This window comes from Azospirillum canadense, from assembly GCF_025961225.1.
Taxonomy (GTDB): domain Bacteria; phylum Pseudomonadota; class Alphaproteobacteria; order Azospirillales; family Azospirillaceae; genus Azospirillum; species Azospirillum canadense.
In genome coordinates this window covers 983,150-1,001,371 of record NZ_JAOQNG010000010.1, presented here as the reverse complement: position 1 = coordinate 1,001,371, position 18,222 = coordinate 983,150, and the positions used below count along the sequence as shown (strand labels likewise).

General features: G+C 68.3%; 19 protein-coding genes. 15 read left to right on the top strand and 4 right to left on the bottom strand.

Going from position 1 to position 18,222, the window contains the following annotated elements; genetic code table 11:
* Positions 1-113 precede the first annotated feature (113 nt).
* From M2351_RS40395 to M2351_RS40385, 3 genes are all read left to right on the top strand, one after another.
* Positions 114-932 (top strand): DUF2076 domain-containing protein, encoded by an 819-nt coding sequence (locus M2351_RS40395; protein WP_264661600.1) that lies wholly within the window; start codon positions 114-116, stop codon positions 930-932.
* A 253-nt stretch (positions 933-1,185) separates the two neighbouring features.
* Positions 1,186-1,707 carry a MarR family transcriptional regulator gene (locus M2351_RS40390; protein ID WP_264661599.1) on the top strand — a complete coding sequence of 174 codons (522 nt, stop codon included), beginning with the start codon at positions 1,186-1,188 and terminating at the stop codon, positions 1,705-1,707.
* A 78-nt stretch (positions 1,708-1,785) separates the two neighbouring features.
* A complete protein-coding gene (locus M2351_RS40385; protein WP_264661598.1) occupies positions 1,786-2,193 on the top strand; it encodes a NifB/NifX family molybdenum-iron cluster-binding protein in 408 nt (135 codons plus the stop codon).
* A gap of 3 nt (positions 2,194-2,196) precedes the next feature.
* Here M2351_RS40385 and M2351_RS40380 read toward each other — a convergent pair whose 3' ends face one another.
* The gene (locus M2351_RS40380; protein ID WP_264661597.1) at positions 2,197-2,889 is read right to left on the bottom strand and encodes a sensor histidine kinase; all 693 of its coding nucleotides are present in this window, start codon (positions 2,887-2,889) and stop codon (positions 2,197-2,199) included.
* A 250-nt stretch (positions 2,890-3,139) separates the two neighbouring features.
* Here M2351_RS40380 and M2351_RS40375 point away from each other — a divergent pair, with 250 nt between their 5' ends.
* A complete protein-coding gene (locus tag M2351_RS40375; RefSeq protein WP_264661596.1) occupies positions 3,140-4,168 on the top strand; it encodes an esterase-like activity of phytase family protein in 1,029 nt (342 codons plus the stop codon).
* A gap of 31 nt (positions 4,169-4,199) precedes the next feature.
* Here the strand turns inward: M2351_RS40375 and M2351_RS40370 are convergent, their stop codons facing one another.
* The gene (locus M2351_RS40370) at positions 4,200-4,790 is read right to left on the bottom strand and encodes a LabA-like NYN domain-containing protein (protein ID WP_264662435.1); all 591 of its coding nucleotides are present in this window, start codon (positions 4,788-4,790) and stop codon (positions 4,200-4,202) included.
* A gap of 310 nt (positions 4,791-5,100) precedes the next feature.
* On the opposite strand from M2351_RS40370, the gene rpoZ reads away from it, so the two are divergent.
* The 11 genes from rpoZ to M2351_RS40315 all read left to right on the top strand — a co-directional run bounded on the left by rpoZ (position 5,101) and on the right by M2351_RS40315 (position 16,080).
* On the top strand, positions 5,101-5,547 hold the full coding sequence (gene rpoZ / locus M2351_RS40365) for a DNA-directed RNA polymerase subunit omega (protein WP_264661595.1): 447 nt from the start codon (positions 5,101-5,103) through the stop codon (positions 5,545-5,547).
* An 88-nt stretch (positions 5,548-5,635) separates the two neighbouring features.
* Positions 5,636-7,807 carry a RelA/SpoT family protein gene (locus M2351_RS40360; protein ID WP_209762378.1) on the top strand — a complete coding sequence of 724 codons (2,172 nt, stop codon included), beginning with the start codon at positions 5,636-5,638 and terminating at the stop codon, positions 7,805-7,807.
* A gap of 39 nt (positions 7,808-7,846) precedes the next feature.
* The gene (locus M2351_RS40355) at positions 7,847-8,260 is read left to right on the top strand and encodes an HIT family protein (RefSeq protein WP_264661594.1); all 414 of its coding nucleotides are present in this window, start codon (positions 7,847-7,849) and stop codon (positions 8,258-8,260) included.
* A gap of 220 nt (positions 8,261-8,480) precedes the next feature.
* Complete coding sequence (purT, locus tag M2351_RS40350; RefSeq protein ID WP_264661593.1) at positions 8,481-9,650, top strand: formate-dependent phosphoribosylglycinamide formyltransferase; 1,170 nt, start codon at positions 8,481-8,483, stop codon at positions 9,648-9,650.
* Between the two features lie 156 nt (positions 9,651-9,806).
* Complete coding sequence (locus M2351_RS40345; RefSeq protein WP_264661592.1) at positions 9,807-10,559, top strand: pyridoxine 5'-phosphate synthase; 753 nt, start codon at positions 9,807-9,809, stop codon at positions 10,557-10,559.
* Positions 10,556-11,011, top strand: coding sequence for a holo-ACP synthase (acpS, locus tag M2351_RS40340; protein WP_209762390.1), 456 nt, complete (start codon positions 10,556-10,558; stop codon positions 11,009-11,011). Before M2351_RS40345 ends, acpS begins: the two co-directional genes overlap by 4 nt.
* On the top strand, positions 11,008-11,778 hold the full coding sequence (lepB, locus tag M2351_RS40335) for a signal peptidase I (RefSeq protein WP_264661591.1): 771 nt from the start codon (positions 11,008-11,010) through the stop codon (positions 11,776-11,778). Before acpS ends, lepB begins: the two co-directional genes overlap by 4 nt.
* Before the next feature lie 31 nt (positions 11,779-11,809).
* Positions 11,810-12,589, top strand: a complete 780-nt coding sequence (rnc, locus tag M2351_RS40330) for a ribonuclease III (RefSeq protein ID WP_264661590.1) — start codon at positions 11,810-11,812, stop codon at positions 12,587-12,589.
* Positions 12,582-13,571: a GTPase Era gene (gene era / locus M2351_RS40325; RefSeq protein WP_406567497.1), complete on the top strand. Its 990-nt coding sequence runs from the start codon at positions 12,582-12,584 to the stop codon at positions 13,569-13,571. The genes rnc and era overlap by 8 nt, the downstream gene beginning before the upstream one ends.
* A gap of 95 nt (positions 13,572-13,666) precedes the next feature.
* A complete protein-coding gene (locus M2351_RS40320) occupies positions 13,667-15,079 on the top strand; it encodes a YcjX family GTP-binding protein (RefSeq protein WP_264661589.1) in 1,413 nt (470 codons plus the stop codon).
* On the top strand, positions 15,076-16,080 hold the full coding sequence (locus M2351_RS40315) for a YcjF family protein (protein WP_264661588.1): 1,005 nt from the start codon (positions 15,076-15,078) through the stop codon (positions 16,078-16,080). Before M2351_RS40320 ends, M2351_RS40315 begins: the two co-directional genes overlap by 4 nt.
* 56 nt (positions 16,081-16,136) lie before the next feature.
* On the opposite strand, the gene M2351_RS40310 is transcribed toward M2351_RS40315, so the two are convergent.
* Both M2351_RS40310 and M2351_RS40305 read right to left on the bottom strand, forming a co-directional pair.
* Positions 16,137-17,531, bottom strand: coding sequence for a hypothetical protein (locus M2351_RS40310; protein WP_264661587.1), 1,395 nt, complete (start codon positions 17,529-17,531; stop codon positions 16,137-16,139).
* 23 nt (positions 17,532-17,554) lie between these two features.
* A complete protein-coding gene (locus tag M2351_RS40305; protein ID WP_264661586.1) occupies positions 17,555-18,151 on the bottom strand; it encodes a BON domain-containing protein in 597 nt (198 codons plus the stop codon).
* Positions 18,152-18,222 lie beyond the last annotated feature (71 nt).

Genomic DNA, 18,222 nt, shown 5'->3' with positions numbered 1-18,222 from the left:
GAAGATCGCTTCTTGGTGACGATCGTTTAATGTGGGGCACCCTTGTCCCTGAGGGGGCGGGGACTCCACATGATGGGTGGCGCCCGAGAAGAGCGCGCACAGGAGACATCCGCATGACGCCCGAGGAACGCAACCTTCTGACCGACCTGTTCAAGCACCTGCGCGAGGTGGAGAACCAGCCGCGCGACCAGGAGGCGGAACGTTTCATCCAGCAGATGGTCCAGTCCCAGCCGGCCTCGTCCTATTACATGGCGCAGTCCGTCCTGGTGCAGCAGCAGGCGCTGACCGCCGCCCAGAAGCGGATCGAGGAGCTGGAGCAGCAGCTGAAGGACGCGCAGTCGCGCGCGCAGTCGCAGACACAGCCGGCGGGCGGCAGCTTCCTGTCCAACGCTCTCGGCCTCGGCCGCGGCAGCCCGTGGGGCAGCCGGCCGGAGGAACCGCGGGCGCCCGACCCGGCCTACAACCCGGCCCCGCCCTCCGGCGGCCGCGGTCCGTGGGGCGCGCCCCCGCCGCAGCCGGGTTATGGGCAGTCGGGCGGCTACGCCCAGCCCGGTTATCCGCCGCAGCCGGGCTACGCCCCGCCGGCCCAGGCATTCGCGCCGCGCGGCGGCGGCTTTCTGAGCGGCGCCGCCCAGACCGCGGCCGGCGTCGCCGGCGGCATGCTGGCGGCGAACGCCATCTCGTCGCTGCTCCACCACTCGCCGGGCCCATTCGGCTCGGCCATGGCGGCCCCGATGGGCGGGGTGGGCGGCCCCAGCGAGACGATCATCAACAACTACTACGGCGATTCGGCGGGCGATTCAGCCGGCCGCGACGACCCGCAGGGCTTCCTGCCCGACAACACCGCGCGTGACGTCGATTATCAGAGCGACGACCCGGGCCAGGATGATCCGGGCTTCGATGATGGCGGCGGGGACGATAACTGGGTGTGACGCCTGTGTGTGGAGGGGGGCGCGTTGGGCCTCCCTCCCGACCTCTCCCCACTTCGCGGGGGAGGGGTAGGGTGGGGCCCAGTGCCGAGGACCAGCGGTGACAAGTGTGGGGCCGGCGCAAAAGCCCGCCAAGGATTGGCAAGGTCGCCAACCCTTCCCGTCGTTCACAGTTAACATATCTTAAACAGTTCGGTCTCTACGGTGTCTTCGACACGGAGAGTATTCCCGCCCTCCCACGAAGAACCCGAGGCCCATGTCGACGCTCGCCCAGCCATTGACGGAAGACGCCGCGCGCAAGGACAAGGCGACCGCCACCCAGATGTACCATGAGGTGGCGCGCATCATCGAACGGATGCATCGCCGGTTCCTGGATGTGCTGCGCATCGAATTGGGACGCATCGGCGTCGATGACATCAGCCCCGTGCAGGTCATGATGCTGCTGAACATCTCCAACGGGGAGATCAGCGTGCGCGACCTGATCGAGCGCGGGTACTACCTGGGCTCCAACGCCTCCTACAATCTGAAGCAGCTGGTGGACACCGGCTATGTGGACCGCACCGCCTCGCCGCGGGACAAGCGGGCCGCCCGGCTGAAGCTGTCCACCAAGGGCATCGAGCTGTGCGAGCGGCTGCGCCACATGGCCTCGGTCCATTCCGATGGGCTGATCCGCACGGACGGCGACACGCAGGACTTCGAGGTCACCTACCGCACCCTGCGCCGGCTGGAGCGCAAGTGGACGGACGTTATCCGCTCCGACGAAACGGAAATCCTGTAACGCGCATTGATCTCCCTCAGTGCCGGCGCCGTTTCGCCATGCGACGGTGGCGCGCCCGCATTGAGGGAGGAAGCGCGCATGAGGATCGCCGTCGGCACGCAGGATTACCGCAGCATCGCCACCCACGGCGGGCGCACCCGCCGCTTCCTGGTGTACGAGGCGGAGGCCGGCCGCGACCCGGTGGAGGTCAAGCGCATCGAACTGGCGGAGGATGAGGTGCTGCACCTCGCCGGCGACGGCCGTCCGCACCCCATCGACGAGGTTTCGGTCGTCATCACCGGCAGTTCCGGCCAGGGCTTCATCAACCACATGCGCCGCCGCGGCATCGAGCCGGTGACCACCACCGAAACCGATTCCGTCCAGGCGATCCGCGACCACCTCGCGGGCGTGGTGAAGACGGCGCCGGAGCCCGAATTCCCCCATGAGCACCATGACCACGGGCATGGTCATGGCCACGCCCACGCCCACGGCCCGTCGGAGGGCTGACGCTTAGACCGGGAAGGACACGCTGGCGGTGGTGCCGCTGGCGTCGCTTTCGGTGTTGAGGGTGTCGCCAAGCTGGGCGGCGAGCGCTTCGGCCAGCATCAGCCCGTCCTCGGCGGTGGTGTCGAATCCGGCGGGCAGGGCGCGCCCGTTGTCCTCCACGATCAGCCGCGCGCGCCCGTTGGCCTCCTGCGAGATGGAGACGTTGATCCAGCCCTGCTCCGGATAGGCGTGGTGCAGGCTGTTGGTGATCAGCTCCGCCGTGATCAGGCCCAGCGGCATCGCCTCGTACAGGCCGATCTGGATGGGATCGCTCTTCACGTCGATGGGCACGTTGGCGAGCCCGCCGGGCGTGCCGTGCTTCACCGCGTCGGCCAGTGCCTCGACGTAACGGCCAAGGTCCACATGCGTGCCCGTGCCCGATTCGTGGAGCTGCCGGTACAGGATGGCCAACGCCTCGATGCGGACGAGCGTCTGTTCGTAGGCGGCGCGGGCGTCCGGGTCACGGATGCGGCCGGTCTGCAGCTTCAGCAGGCTGATTACCAACTGAAGGCTGTTCTTTGCCCGGTGCTGCAACTCGCGAAGCTCGGATTCAAGCTCCCGGATCCGCGCGGCGAGCGGATCGTCCGGCGCTTCCGGACCGGTGGCGGGGCGATCCGGTGGCAGGGTGACCGGCTGGTACCGGGGATGAATGAGCATTACGCGCTTCTCGGTTGGAGCCAGTGACGTTTTTCTTGGGTCCACAACAATTTATGCGCTTCGACCCACTCTCGAATTGGTTCTGAGGAAGTACCCCGAGCCTCATACGCCGATCGTTCGAGGGGGACCGGCCGTACAGGTGATGTGCTCCGCGGGCTACAACCGTCCGGATGGGGCGGGCGACCGGCGAAGTCGTGGCACGCCCGAAAAGGCATTTGCAGCCGCCGCCGCCCGTGGTTGAGTGCCGGCCATGCGAAAGCGTCTCCTCCTTGCTTCGTGCCTTGCGGCCCTGGCGATCGCCGGCGGCTGCGCGGTGCTGGCGGACAGCGGCCGTGGGCCGTCCGCCCCATCCATTCCCGTCCGCCTCGACCCGGAGCGCCCGGCCGTTGCCGAGGTCGGCGCCCTGAAGTTCCGCGGTGCCCTGGAACTGTCCGACAACGCCGTCTACGGCGGGTTGTCGGGCCTGTGGGTCAGCCCGGACGGCGGCCGTTTCCTGGCGGTTAGCGACACAGGCCGGACCGTTAACGGACGTTTGTCCTATGACGGCGCCGGGTTCCTGGCGGCGGCTTCCGACATCGCCATCCATGCCCTGCCGCTCGACGACGACCCCGCTTACCGTGGGCGCCGCAACGACTCGGAGGAAATCGCGCGGCTTCCGAACGGAGCTTGGCTGGTGTCCTTCGAGCGCAACCACCGCATCCTGCGGTACACCGGCGGGCTCGGCCATCCGGAGGGCGCCCCGGTGCGGCTGCCCACACCGCCGGGGCTGGAGGACGCGCCGCCCAACGGCGGGATCGAGGCGCTGACGGTGCTGCCGGGCGGCGGGCTGCTCGCCATCGAGGAAGGCGACGACGACGGGGTGCGGGAGCGTCCGGCCTGGCTGGGGGACACGCGAATCGAGTCGCGTGCCGATTGGCACCGGCTGACCTACCGCGCGGCTCCGCGCTTCCGCCCGACCGGGGCGGCGGCGCTGCCGGACGGGAGCGTGCTCGTGCTGGAGCGCCGGGTGTCGCTGCTGGGCGGCTGGGCGGCGCGGATTGTCCATGTGCCGGCCGACTCGCTGCAACCCGGCGCCATCGTGGAGGGCGTCGAGCTGGCGCGGCTGGAGCCGCCGCTGCTGGTGGACAACTTCGAGGGGATCGCGGTGCGGCCGGGTGCCGCCGGCGAGACGCTGGTCTACATCGTGTCCGACGACAACCGAAGCCCGTTGCAGCGGACCTATCTGGCGATGTTCAGCCTTCCGGAGTCGGCCCTGCGGCCGACCGTCGCGCGGCGCTGAGCCTGTTCGAGCTCAGCGCCGCGGCTTGCCATTACAAATTGTCGTAGAGGTTGTTCGGCCCCTGGGCGCCGTGGTCGCTGCTGCCGCCCATGCCGCCCGTGTTCATCATCGGATCGCGGTGGTGATGGATGCGGGCGATGCTGGGGGCGAGGTCCTGCAGCTCAATGAAGTTGTCGGCTTGGCGGCGCAGCTCGTCGGCGACCATCGGCGGCTGGGAGCGCACGGTGCTGATGACGCTGACGCGCACGCCCTTGCGCTGCACGGCCTCCACCAGCCGGCGGAAGTCGCCGTCGCCGGAGAAGAGCAGGATGTGGTCGACATGCTCGGCCATCTCCATCACGTCGATGGCCAGTTCGATGTCCATGTTGCCTTTGATCTTGCGCCGGCCGGACGCGTCGGTGAATTCCTTGGTCGGCTTGGTCACCATGGTGTAGCCGTTGTAGTCGAGCCAGTCGACCAGCGGCCGAATCGGCGAGTATTCCTGGTCCTCGACAAGCGCGGTGTAGTAAAAAGCCCGGACAAGGCGCCCCTCGGAGGCGAATCCGTCGCGCAGCCGCTTGTAATCGATATCGAAGCCCAGGGCGCGCGCGGCGGCGTACAAGTTGGCGCCGTCGATGAACATCGCCAGCCGTTCTTCCTTATAAAACAGCTTCGTAACATCCTTCGGCAAAGTCGTATTGCGCTCCAATGTCGTATTCCTTCCACAAGGGATTGTATTATATTGCCGGCACACGCCAAAATGCGTTTCACCTAACTAGAAATTAGGGCCTGACCTTCTTCGGAGCAAGGGGTTGTCGGTGGAGGCAATGATGCGGGCGGAGTGATGCGGGAGGATTACGGCGGCGGGGCCGATCATGGCTCGAACCGCTTGCGCCCGCGCTGACGCATCAATATATTCAACTGCCTTCAGAAGATGCCGGAGTTGGTTTGGTATGGCCCGCGTTACCGTCGAAGATTGCGTCCTCAAGGTTCCCAACCGTTTCGAACTGGTGATGATGGCCGCCCAGCGCGCGCGTGAAATCGCGTCCGGTGCGCCGCTGTCGATCGACCGCGACAACGACAAGAACCCCGTCGTTGCCCTGCGCGAGATCGCGGACGAGACGGTGTCGCTGGAGTTCCTGAAGAACGCCCTGATCAAGGGCCACCAGAAGCACGTCGAGCCGGACGAGCCCGAGGAGGAGATCGTCGAGCTGATGGCCGGCGAGCACGACTGGGCCGCGCGCAGCGACAACTCGCTGGACGACGACGAGGCGATGGGCGAGGCCGAGGAGGCCGGCGAGGGCGAGGACATGCTCGCCGACATGGACGCCGATCCCGACGCGGCCTTCGGCGCGACGGAGGACGACGTCGTCGGCCGTGACGCGGACGGAGACCTCTGACGCTGGACGCTTCCCATGGATCGGGGGCCGCAAGGCCCCCTTTCAGTCTAAACGCTAGCAAGGCGCACGCTGCGCCGGGTCCGGTGACATGATCCGGCAATATGAGCTTGTCGAGCGCGTCAAGGCGTACGACCCCTCGGCCGACGAGGACCTGCTCAACCGCGCTTACGTCTTCTCCATGAAGGCGCACGGTTCGCAGACCCGCGCCTCGGGCGACCCCTACTTCCTCCACCCGCTGGAAGTCGCCGGCATCCTGACCCAGCTGAAGCTGGATGCCGGGACGATCGCGACCGCGCTGCTGCACGACACGGTCGAGGACACGGTCGCGACGCTGGAGGACATCGAGAAGCTCTTCGGCAAGGAGATCGCGCGGCTGGTCGACGGCGTGACCAAGCTGTCGCGCCTGGAACTGCACAGCGAGCAGGCCAAGCAGGCCGAGAATTTCCGCAAGCTGGTCCTGGCCATGTCGGAGGACATCCGCGTCCTCCTGGTGAAGCTGGCCGACCGGCTGCACAACATGCGCACGCTGTTCCACCTGAAGAACCCGGACAAGCGCAAGCGCATCGCCCGCGAAACCATCGAGATCTACGCCCCGCTGGCCGAGCGCATCGGCATGCACCAGGTCAAGGACGAGCTGGAAGACCTGGCCTTCGCGGAGTTGAACCCCGACGCGCGCGACAGCATCCTGGCGCAACTCGCCCGCCTGCGTTCGGAAGGCGAGAACCGCGTCCAGCGCATCATCGACGAGCTGCGCGAACGGCTTGCGGAGGAGGGGCTGCCGAACGTCGCGATCTCCGGCCGCGAGAAGACCGCCTATTCGATCTGGCGCAAGCTGCAGCGCAAGAACGTCAGCTTCGAGCAGCTGTCGGACATCATGGCCTTCCGGGTCATGGTCGATTCGGTGGCGGAGTGCTACCAGGCGCTGGGCATCATCCACGCCCATTACCCGGTCGTGCCGGGGCGTTTCAAGGACTACATCTCCACGCCGAAGCCCAACGGCTACCGCTCGCTGCACACCGGCGTGATCGGCCCGGAGCGAAACCGGATCGAGGTGCAGATCCGCACCCGCGACATGCACGAGATCTGCGAACTCGGCGTCGCCGCGCACTGGGCCTACAAGCAGGGCGAGCAGCGCACCCAGCAGGGGCGCGAGTACCGCTGGCTGCGCGAACTTCTGGACATCCTGGAGCACGCGCAGAAGCCCGAGGAGTTCCTGGAGCACACCAAGCTGGAGCTGTTCCAGGACCAGGTCTTCTGCTTCACGCCCAAGGGCGACCTGATCGCGCTGCCGCGCGGCGCGACTCCGGTGGACTTCGCCTACGCCGTCCATTCGGAAGTCGGCGACCACTGCGTCGGCGCCAAGATCAACGGCCGCATGCTGCCGCTGCGCACGCAGCTGCAAAACGGCGACCAGGTCGACATCATCACGTCGAAGGCGCAGACCCCGGTGCCGGGGTGGGAGCGCTTCGTCGTCACCGGCAAGGCGCGGGCGCGCATCCGCAAGTTCCTGCGCACCCAGCAGCGCGCGCAGTACATCGAACTCGGCCGCGCGATTTTGCAGCGCCAGTTCAAGGCGGAAGGCTACGAGTTCTCGGAAAAGGCGCTGGACGGGGTCGTCAAGATCTTCCAGCAGCCGAGCGCCGACGATCTGCTGGCCAGCGTCGGCTCCGGCCTGCATTCGGGCCGCGAGGTCTTCCACGCCGTCTTCCCGGGCCACAAGCCGCACGTCGCGACGCCGAAGGAAGGCGACGAGAAGAACGCCATCTCGGTGCCGAAGCCCAAGCCGAAGGTGAAGGGCAACAACGCGCCGCTGCCCATCAAGGGCCTGATCCCCGGCATGGCCGTGCACTACGCCCGCTGCTGCCACCCGCTGCCGGGCGACCGCATCGTCGGCATCGTGACCACGGGCAAGGGCGTCACCATCCACACCATCGATTGCGAGACGCTGGAGAGCTTCCACGAGTCGCCGGAGCGCTGGATCGACGTCGCCTGGGACATCGGCCCCGACAACCCGGAGGAGCATGTTGGGCGTATCACGCTGGTCGTCGCGAACGAGCCGGGCTCGCTGGGCACGCTGTCGACGGTGATCGGCAAGAACGGCGGCAACATCACGAACCTGAAGATCACCAGCCGCAACACCGACTTCTTCGAGCTGCTGATCGACATCGACGTGAAGGACGCCAAGCACCTGACCAACATCATGGCGGCCCTGCGCGCGACCCCGGCGATCAACTCCGTGGACCGCGCGCGCGGGCGGTGAGGGCGCTATACTCCCGCAAAATCCGTTGCGGGAGGACAAATGCCGGACCAGCCCACCATCTTCAGCCGCCTGATCGCGGGGGAGCTTCCCTGCGCCAAGGTCTATGAGGACGACCAGACCTTCGCCTTCATGGACGCCGGGCAGGTCAACCCCGGCCATGTGCTGGTCGCGCTGAAACGGCCCGCGCCGACCATCCTCGACGTGACGGAAGACGAGGCCGCGGCGCTGTTCCGCACCGTCCATAAGGTGGCGCAGGCGGTGCAGGCGGCCTTCGCGCCGGAGGGGATCACGCTTCTCCAGGCCAACAAGCCTGCGGGTTGGCAGACCGTGCCGCACATCCATGTCCATGTGGTTCCACGGTACGAGAAAGACGGCGCCGATCTCGCCTGGCCGCGGCACAGCCCGCCAATGGAGGAGTTGAGGGCGCTCGCGGCGCGGATCGTGGTGGGGTGAGTGGGGTGTGAGGTTGTCGCGTTGTGCCCCCACCCTAACCCTCCCCCATCTTCGACGGAGGAGGGAACTCCGCCGCTCGTCCCTCGAAGCCCTCCCCCGCGAAGTGGGGGAGGGTTGGGTGGGGGCCCAACGCAATCACTCCACCAACACCGACAAGCGCGTGACGGCGCGCCCTGCCGCCGCTAGTTTGTCCGCTCTGATCGATGGGAGTCCTTTCAGCATGTTCACGGCCAAAATCCTGCTCCTCGGTTCCGGGGAACTCGGCAAGGAGTTCGTCATCGCGGCAAAGCGGCTCGGCTGCGAGGTGATCGCCTGCGACAGCTACGCCAACGCGCCGGCGATGCAGGTGGCCGATGCGGCCGAGGTGTTCTCCATGCTCGACCCCGACGCGCTGCGGGCGGCCATCGGCAAGCACAAGCCGGACTTCATCGTCCCGGAGATCGAGGCAATCCGTACCGAGGTGCTGCACGAGTTCGAGGATGCCGGCCTGACCGTCGTGCCGAGCGCGCGCGCCGCGACCATGACCATGAACCGCGACCGCATCCGCGAGGTGGCCGCGACGGAACTGGGCCTGCGCACCTCCAAGTACCGCTACGCCGAGAGCCTGGAGGAGGTGATGGACGGCGCGGAGCACACCGGGCTGCCCTGCGTGATCAAGCCGGTGATGTCCTCCTCCGGCAAAGGCCAGAGCACCGTGCGCACGGCGGAGGAGCTGGAGGCCGCCTGGAATTACGCGGTGGCGAACATGCGCGGCGACCGCAAAAAGGTCATCGTCGAGGAGTTCGTCGCCTTCGAATACGAGATCACCCTGCTGACCGTGCGCACCCGCGACGGCGTGCTGTTCTGCGAACCCGTCGGCCACCGGCAGGAGCGCGGCGACTACCAGGAATCCTGGCAGCCCGTCGCCATGACGGACCGCCTGCTGGAAGATGCCAAGGACATGGCGAAGCGGGTGGTGGACAACCTCGGCGGCTACGGCATCTTCGGCGTCGAGTTCTTCGTGACAAAGGACGAGGTGGTCTTCTCCGAACTGTCGCCGCGGCCGCACGACACCGGCATGGTGACGCTGCTGTCGCAGAACCTGTCGGAGTTCGAGCTGCACGCCCGCGCCATCCTGGGATTGCCGATCCCGAGCATCCGCGTCCATGGCCCGACCGCCTCGGCCGTGATCCTCGCCGACCGCGAGTCGGAGAGCTTTGCCATCGAGGGGTTGGCCGACGCCCTGAAGGTCAGCACGCCGGAGTACGACGTGGACGTGCGCCTGTTTGGCAAGCCGGCGACGCGCAAGAACCGCCGCATGGGCGTGGCGCTTGCCGCCGGGGCCACCACCGACGACGCGCGGGAGCGGGCGCTGAAAGCCGCGTCGGCCATCACGATCCGCTACAGCTGAGCGTGAAAGCCCCCGTCCCGCGCCCCGTACCGTGATGTGGGCGGGGGCTGGAATGCCGAAGGCGGGGCGTGACGGGACGCCGCACCACCGCTATATAGACGGGAACACCGGCCGCGCGGACGCGCGGGGGCGGTGCGACACCGGAGTCCTGAGCCCATGCCCCGTCCTCTCCGCCTCGGCGTGAACATCGACCACGTGGCGACCGTGCGCAACGCGCGCGGCGGGCGCCACCCCGATCCCGTGCGCGCGGCGAAGCTCGCCGCCGAGGCCGGGGCCGACGGCATCACCGCCCACCTGCGCGAAGACCGGCGCCACATCGTCGATTCCGACATCGACCGGCTGATGGCCGAGATCCGGCTGCCGCTGAACCTGGAGATGGCGGCGACGGAGGAGATGCTGGGCATCGCGCTGCGCCACAAGCCGCACGCCTCCTGCCTCGTCCCGGAAAAGCGCACGGAGGTGACGACGGAAGGCGGCCTGGACGTGGTCGGCCAGTTCGAGAACCTGAAGCGCTACGTCGGCGAGCTGGGTTCCGCCGGCGTGCGTGTCTCCCTTTTCATCGATCCGGAACCGGCGCAGCTGGACGCCGCCAAGGCGCTCGGCGCGCCGGTGGTGGAACTGCACACCGGCGCCTATTGCGACGCCCCGGCCGGGCCGGAGCGTGAGGCGGAATTGCAGCGCATCGTGCGCGCCGCCGCCCACGCCGAGGCCATCGGGCTGGAGTGCCACGCCGGCCACGGCCTGAATTACGAGACGGTCGGCGCCGTCGCCGCGATCCCGACCATCGTGGAGCTGAACATCGGCCATTTCCTAATGGGCGAGGCGATTTTCGTCGGGCTGGGCAACACGATCCAGCGCATGCGCGCCGTCATGAAGGACGCGCGCGCTGCCGCGGGATCGGCCTCATGATCCTGGGCATCGGCAACGACCTGATCGACATCCGCCGCGTGGAGCAATCGCTGGAACGCTTCGGCGACCGCTTCATCAACCGCATCTTCACCGACGTGGAACGCGCCAAGTCGGAACGCCGCGCCGGCGCAGCCGGCCGGCACAGCGCGCGGGCGGCCACCTACGCCAAGCGCTTCGCCGCCAAGGAGGCCTGCTCCAAGGCGCTGGGCACCGGCTTCCGCGACGGCGTGTTCTGGCGCGACATGGGGGTGGTGAATCTGCCGTCCGGCCAGCCGACCATGCGGTTGACGGGCGGGGCGCTGGACCGGCTGAAGGCGATCACACCGCCGGGCATGCAGGCGCGCATCCACGTCACGCTCACCGACGAATACCCGATGGCGGAGGCCTTCGTCATCATCAGCGCCGAACCGATCGACGCCCCCATCAACACCTCCACGGCATCCCCCGCATGACCATGAACAAAGACACAGCCCTGGCTGGAAAAACCAAAGAGGCAGGCGGCTTTGCCGAAACGGTGAAGACGGTCTTCTACGCGGTGATCATCGCCTTCGGCGTGCGCACCTTCGCCTTCGAGCCGTTCAACATCCCCTCGGGCTCGATGATCCCGACGCTGCTGATCGGCGACTACCTGTTCGTGTCGAAGTTCTCCTACGGCTACAGCAAGTACACGGTCGGCTTCGGCCTGCCGCTGTTCGAAGGCCGCATCTTCGGCCACGCGCCGGAGCGCGGCGACGTCGCGGTGTTCAAGCTGCCGCGCGACAACAAGACCGACTACATCAAGCGCGTGATCGGGCTGCCCGGCGACACGATCCAGATGATCGGCGGCGTGCTGCACATCAACGGCCAGCCGGTGAAGCGCGACCGCATCGAGGACTATGTGTCCCGCGATTCGCTGGGACGCGAGGTCCGTGTCGCGCAGTACATCGAAACGCTGCCGGGCGGCCGCACGCACCGGATCATTGAGGAGTCGGACAACGGCCCGCTCGACAACACGCCGGTGTTCAAGGTGCCGGAAGGCCACCTGTTCATGATGGGCGACAACCGCGACAACTCGCTGGACAGCCGCGTGCCGTCGCAGGTGGGGTACGTCCCGCTGGAGAACATGGTCGGCCGCGCCGAATTCCTGTTCTTCTCGCTGGAGGACGGAACCCGCTTCTTCGAGGTGTGGCGCTGGCCGGTGGACCTGCGCTTCAGCCGCCTGTTCAACAGCGTGAAGTAAGGGTGCGGTGACTGACGTGTATCCAGAGGGCGTGAGCGCGGACAACGCGGGGGACCCCGCGGCAACGGATACGCCGGCGGCGGAGACGACCGCCGATCTTGATGAACTTGCCGCGGCGGTGGGCCACCGCTTCGCCAACATGGGGATGCTGGCCGACGCCGTCACGCACCCCAGTCTGATGGGGCTGGAGCGCACGACGCGCGGCGCCGGCCGGCCGGAGCAGGGGCCGGGCCTGAATTATGAGCGGCTGGAGTTCCTGGGCGACAGGGTCCTCGGCCTCGTCATCGCGGAATGGCTGTTGGAGCGCTTCCCGAACGAGCGCGAGGGCGCGTTGGCCAAGCGGCACGTCTCGCTGGTCCGGCGCGAGGCGCTGGGGCGCGTGGCCGACGCCATCGGGCTGGGGCGCTATCTGCGCCTGTCGCCGGCGGAGGCGCAGGGCGGCGGGCGCAACAATCGCACCATCCTGGCCGACGCCTGCGAGGCGGTGATCGGGGCGTTGTACCTGGACGGCGGCATGGACAAGGCGCGGACCTTCATCCGCACCGCCTGGGCCCGCCAGATCGACCGCGCGGAACCGCCGCCGCTGGATTCCAAGACGGCGTTGCAGGAATGGGCGCAGGGCCACGGCCGGCCGCTGCCCACCTATCAATTGATCGAGCAGAGCGGCCCGGCGCATGAACCGCTGTTCCGCATTTCTGTTCACCTGAAGGGCATGGAGCCGGTGATCGGCGTCGGCCCGTCCAAGCGGGTCGCGGAGCGGCAGGCGGCGAGCGAGCTGCTGCGCAAGTTGGGAGTGCAGGTCGATGACTGACGGTCACGGCGAGGGTTTCGAGGGCGACGAGTTCAAGGACATGGACAACGACGGCGATGAGGCCGAAGGCGGCGGTGTGCCGGAAAACCCGCGCTGCGGGTTCGTGGCGCTGGTCGGCGCGCCCAACGCGGGCAAGTCGACGCTGCTGAACGCCATGGTCGGGTCCAAGGTGTCCATCGTCAGCTCCAAGGTGCAGACGACGCGCACGCGCGTGCTGGGCATCACCATCGCCGGCGATAGCCAGATCATCTTCGTGGACACGCCGGGCATCTTCAAGCCGAAGCGCCGGCTGGACCGCGCCATGGTGCAGGCGGCCTGGCAGGGGGCGGAAGACGCCGATCTGGTCGGCGTGCTGTACGACGTGTCGCGCCGCGGCATCGACGACGACACGCGCGGCATCGTCGCCCGCCTGAAGGAGCAGGGGCGCCAGGCCATCCTGATCCTGAACAAGATCGATCTCGTCCCGCGCGAGAAGCTGCTGGGCCTCGCCGAGAGCTTCAACAGCGAAGGCATCTTCACCGACATCTTCATGCTGTCGGCCTCCACCGGCGACGGCGTGGAGCATCTGCGCGACTTCCTGGCCGCGCGCATGCCGGAAGGGCCGTGGCATTACCCGGAGGACCAGATCTCCGACATGCCCATGCGCCTGCTGGCGGCGGAGATCACGCGCGAGAAGCTGTTCCAGCAGCTGCACCAGGAGCTTCCCTACGCCGCCACGGTCGAGACCGAGCAGTGGGAGGAGTTCGAGAACGGCTCCGTCAAGATCTCCCAGGTCGTGTTCGTGCAGCGCGAGAGCCAGAAGGCCATCGTGCTGGGCAAGCAAGGCGCCCGCATCAAGGCTTTGGGGCAGGCCGCCCGCACCGAGCTGGAGGAGATGCTGGAGCAGCGCGTCCACCTGATGCTGTTCGTCAAGGTGCGCGAGAACTGGGAGAATGACCCGGAGCGGTACGAGGCCTGGGGCCTGGATTTCGGCGCATCCTGACACAGGCGGCGTAGGTTTCGCTGGCGCCTCTGTGAGCGGACGCGCGCTCCCCCATATAGAGGGGCATTCGTCCACCTCGCGGATGCCGGTCTACCTTGCGCCTTCCCATCATCAACGATCTGTACGACGCCGGTTCGCGCCTGTTGGGGCGGGCCGGCGATTTGGTGTCCGGCGGCATCCTGGAACAGGACGTGCGGTTGGGCGTCACCGGGCTGCGCCGCGCCGGCAAGACCGTGTTCGTCACGGCGCTGGTCGACAATCTGCTGAAGGCGGGGCGGCTGCCCTTCCTGGACGTGGTGTCGTCGGGCCGCTTCCAGGCCTCCCGCCTGCGGCCGCAGCCCGACCCGGACGTGCCCCGCTTCGAGCTGGAGGACCATCTTGCGTCGCTGACCGGCCCCGATCCCCACTGGCCGGAGCGGACGCGGGGGATCAGCCAGCTGCGCCTGTCGCTGCGCTACCGCCCCAACGCGGTGCTGAAGCGCACCATCCAGCCGGTCGCCACGCTGAACCTGGACATCATCGACTACCCCGGCGAATGGCTGCTCGACCTGCCGTTGCTGCACCAGTCCTTTTCGGAGTGGAGCGCGCTGACGCTCGACCTCGCCGGCCGGCCGCCGCGGGACGAGCTGTCGCAGAGCTGGCGCGGCTGGCTCGCCACCGTCGATCCGGCGGCCCCGGCCGAGGAGGAGGAGGCGCGGCGTGGGGCGGCGCTTTATACGGAGTACCTGCACGCCTGCCGCCGGTCGGAGAACCTGCTGAGCCTGATCCAGCCCGGCCGCTTCGTGGAGCCCGGCGACCTCGCCAACGCGCCGCTGCTGACCTTCTGTCCGTTGCCCGGCGAGCGGCGCGGGCGCGGCAGCCTGTGGGCGCTGATGGAGGACCGCTACGAGGCCTACAAGAAGACGCTGGTGCGCGGCTTCTTCGCCGAGCATTTCGCGAAGCTCGACCGCCAGATCGTGCTGATCGACGTGCTGGGGGCGCTGAACTCCGGCCCGGCGGGCATGTCCGACATGAAGCGCGCGCTGGAACTGAGCCTGGAGCCCTTCCGCCACGGCAGCAGCGGTTGGCTCGACTGGCTGCTGGGCACCAAGATCGACCGCGTGCTGTTCGCCGCGACCAAGGCCGATCACGTCGCCTCCCACCAGCACAACAGCCTGCGCCACCTGCTCGACCGGCTGGTGTCGGACGCGCGCTCCGGCATCCGGTTCGAGGGCGCGCAGGTGGAGACCATGGCCATCGCCGCGCTGAAGTCCACCGAAACGGTGGTCAGCGAGCATGAGGGCCGGCAACTGCGCTGCGTACGCGGCGTGCCCATCGGGCGCGACCGGCCGACCGTGCTGTACCCCGGCGAGATCCCGGAGGACGCCGACTTCCCGCCCGGCCGCGAGCGACCCTACAACTTCATGGCCTTCCAGCCCCCGGCCGATCTGGCGCGCGAAACCCGCGGCCTGCCGCACATCCGCCTGGACCAGGCGTTGCAGTTCCTGCTGGGGGATTACCTGGAATGACCGAACGCACACGCGACAGCGCCTGGGTTCCGCCAATGGAGCTGGACCCGGAGCGGGCCGTTCCGGTCCCCGCGGTGGAGGAGGAGGCGATCATCGCCGGGGCTGCGGCGGAGCGGTTGCCCGTTCTGCTCGCGGAGGATCGGCCGAAGAGCCGGCTGGGGCGCTGGCTGGTCGGCGGGATCGCGGCGCTGGTGCTGGTGGCGCTGGGCTTCGACACCTGGGACCTGTTCACCCGCGCCTTCGCGACGAGCATCGCGCTGGGCGTGCTGGTGGCCTCGGCCGTCGCCGTGGCTGGTGGGGCGGCAGTGGCGATGCTGCTGGGCGAATTGCGCTCCCTGCGGCGTCTGCGCAAGATCGAGTCGCTGCGGGTGGAGGCGGAGCGGCTGTCCACGGTGGAAACCCCGGCCGGGGAAGCCGACCGCTTCGCCGGGTCGCTGACGCGGCTGTACGACGGTCGGGCGGACCTTGCGCCGGCCCTGGAGCGCGTGAAGGACCAGGTCACCGACGCCCATGATGATTCGGAGATCGTGCGTCTGCTGGATCGGGAAGTTCTGGCTCCGCTCGATCGGCGCGCCTACCAGACGGTGCTGCGAGCCTCGCGCGACACGGCGGTGGCGACGGCGTTGAGCCCGGCGGCGGTCGTGGACTTGGCCGTCGTGCTGTGGCGGAACCTGAAGCTGGTGCGGGAGATCGCGGCGCTCTACGGCGCGCGGCCCGGCTATGTCGGGTCGCTGAAGCTGTTGCGCCGGATGCTCGCCAACATCGCGGTCGCGGGTGTGGCGGAGAGCGCGCACCATGTGGCGGTGGAGGCGCTGGGCGGGTCCATCGCCGCGGCGATCTCCACGCGGATGGGGCAGGGGGTGATCAACGGGCTGCTGACCGCGCGGGTCGGCATCACCGCCATGCATCTTTGCCGTCCCATCGCCTTCGGCCCGGCCAACCGTCCGAGCCTGGGGCAAATCCGCAAGGAGCTGCTGTCCCTGCCGAAGCAGGTGCTGTGACGGGCGAACCGTAGGTTGGGTTGAACTGCGCTTCACCCAACCTACGGGGCAAAGCCTCAGTCCAACATCGGCAGGCCGGTTTCGATCCGCACCAGGGCGGCCAGAAGGGGCGCACCGATGTCGCGGCGGACGAAGTTGCTGGCGCGCTCCGACGCGTTGATGGAGGCCTGGAAGCTCTTGCGCCAGCGGTCGTCCGGGTACAACGCCTTCTCGGCCTTGGCCTTCTGGGCGAGCAGGCCTGGGCGCTTGCCGGCGGCGTCGTCCACCAGCTTGTTCAGGCGCTTCATCAACTCGTTGGCGCTGGTCAGGTCGCCGCGCTTCACCGCCGCCTCGACCAGTTCCGCGAAGGACTCGCCACGGATGTCGACGTCCTGCACCTGTTCGGCGTAGGCCAGCGCGACAGAGGCGTCGGTGCGCCGCGCAAGTCGACCGAGCACCGCCGGGATAGTCCAGGGATTCTCGTCCTGCACGGTGCGCAGCAGGCCGAGCGCCAGGTTGGTGTCGCCCAGCTCCGCCGCCGCCACGGCCAGCTCCGGAGGGCAGCAGTCGCCCTTAGTCTCGCGGAACTTGGAGAACTGGGTCTCCACCGTGTTCAGGAACAGGGTGCGGGCCGCGGCCTCCTTGCCGGCGCGCAGCAGCGCCTGGGCGACCAGCCCCAACTCCCAGGAGCAGCCGCGGGCGGTGGCGTAGGCCTTGGCCTCGTCGGCCAGCTGGACCGTCAGGTTTGCGTCGCCACGCCACGCCGCGGCCTTGGCGATGTCCGCGAGGTTGTAGATGCGCGTCGAGCATTCCGGAATCTGCCGGGTGATGTCGAGCGCAAGCTGGGTCTGACCCATCAGCGCCAGGGCGCGGGCCACGAACAGGTCCTGCCCGTTGCCGTCGGCGGCGGCCCCGCGGCGCACCGCGCTGACGAAGGGGGCGATGATTTCCCGGGCGCGGGCGTTGTCGCCGATGGTGTTGTAGGCGACGGCGAGCGACAGCCAGTCCCAGCGGGCCGCGCTGATCGGCGTCTCCACCGGCGGCAGCATCTCCCCGATCCGGTGCAGGAAGCAGAGCGAGGTCATCGGCTCGTTGCAGACCAGCGCGCGGATGCGGCCGCGGAACTCGTAGAAGTCGAAGTCGCCGACGAACTGGTTGGTGACCAACTGCACCGCCAGCGCGCTGTCCGGGTACTTCACCACGATCTCGTTGAGGAGCTTGTCGGCCTCCTTCAGCAGGCGGCTTTCCTCGGCGATGTCGTAGGTGTTGTCGGCCTGCCGGATCATCTGCATGGCCTGGACGAACAGGCGGTTCGCCGGTCCCTGCTCCTGCAGCGGCGGCTGTTGGGCCGCCGCCGGGCGGGCTCCTCCCGCCACCACGGAAAGCGCCGCCACGGCCAGGAACAGAGTCGTGGCGAAGGCGGCGGCGGTGCGGCGGACCCAGCTTGATGGGCGGGCAGGCAGGAGGGCCATGGCGGTGCGGTGACCTTGGAGCGCTAGAGGACGCGGACGTAGTTGACGACGCGCTGGACGTTGGGAAGCGCACGGGCGTGGTCGACGGCGCGGTTCAACTCGTCCTGGCTGTCGGCCAGACCCATCAGATAGACAACGCCGTTGACGGTATCGATGCTGTAATTCTGGCTATGGATACGCGAATCGAAGGTGAGCTTCGTCCGCAGCTGGGTCGAAATCCAGGTGTCGCGCGCGCTGTCCATCAGCCCGGAGTCGTTGTCCACCTGGATCTCGTTGATCACTTCCTGCACGCCCTTGGCCTGCCAAGCGAGCCGGACGGCGTCCAGGCGCATCTGCGCGTCGGCGGCCCGGCCGGTTAGCAGGACGCGGCCGTCGGATACGGTCATGTCGACGCGGCGCATCAGTTCGAGCGAGTTCTGAAACCACAGGTGGTTGATCTCGGCCTGGATTTCGGTGTCCGACGCGAAGCCGGACAGTCCGCGGTGCTCCGTCGACGCGACGGCCGCCGTCCCCCCGGCGGCGCCCAGCAGCAAGGGCGCGCAACCGGAGGCGAGACCCGCCACGGCGGCCATTCCGGCGGCCATTCCAACCAGCGCCCAAAGGCGGCCAAACCCCGACACGCTCTGCCTCCGATCCCCGGCCCGCAGCGATGGCGGGCGGCCGGAAAAAGTCATGCCGCAGGCGCGTTGAC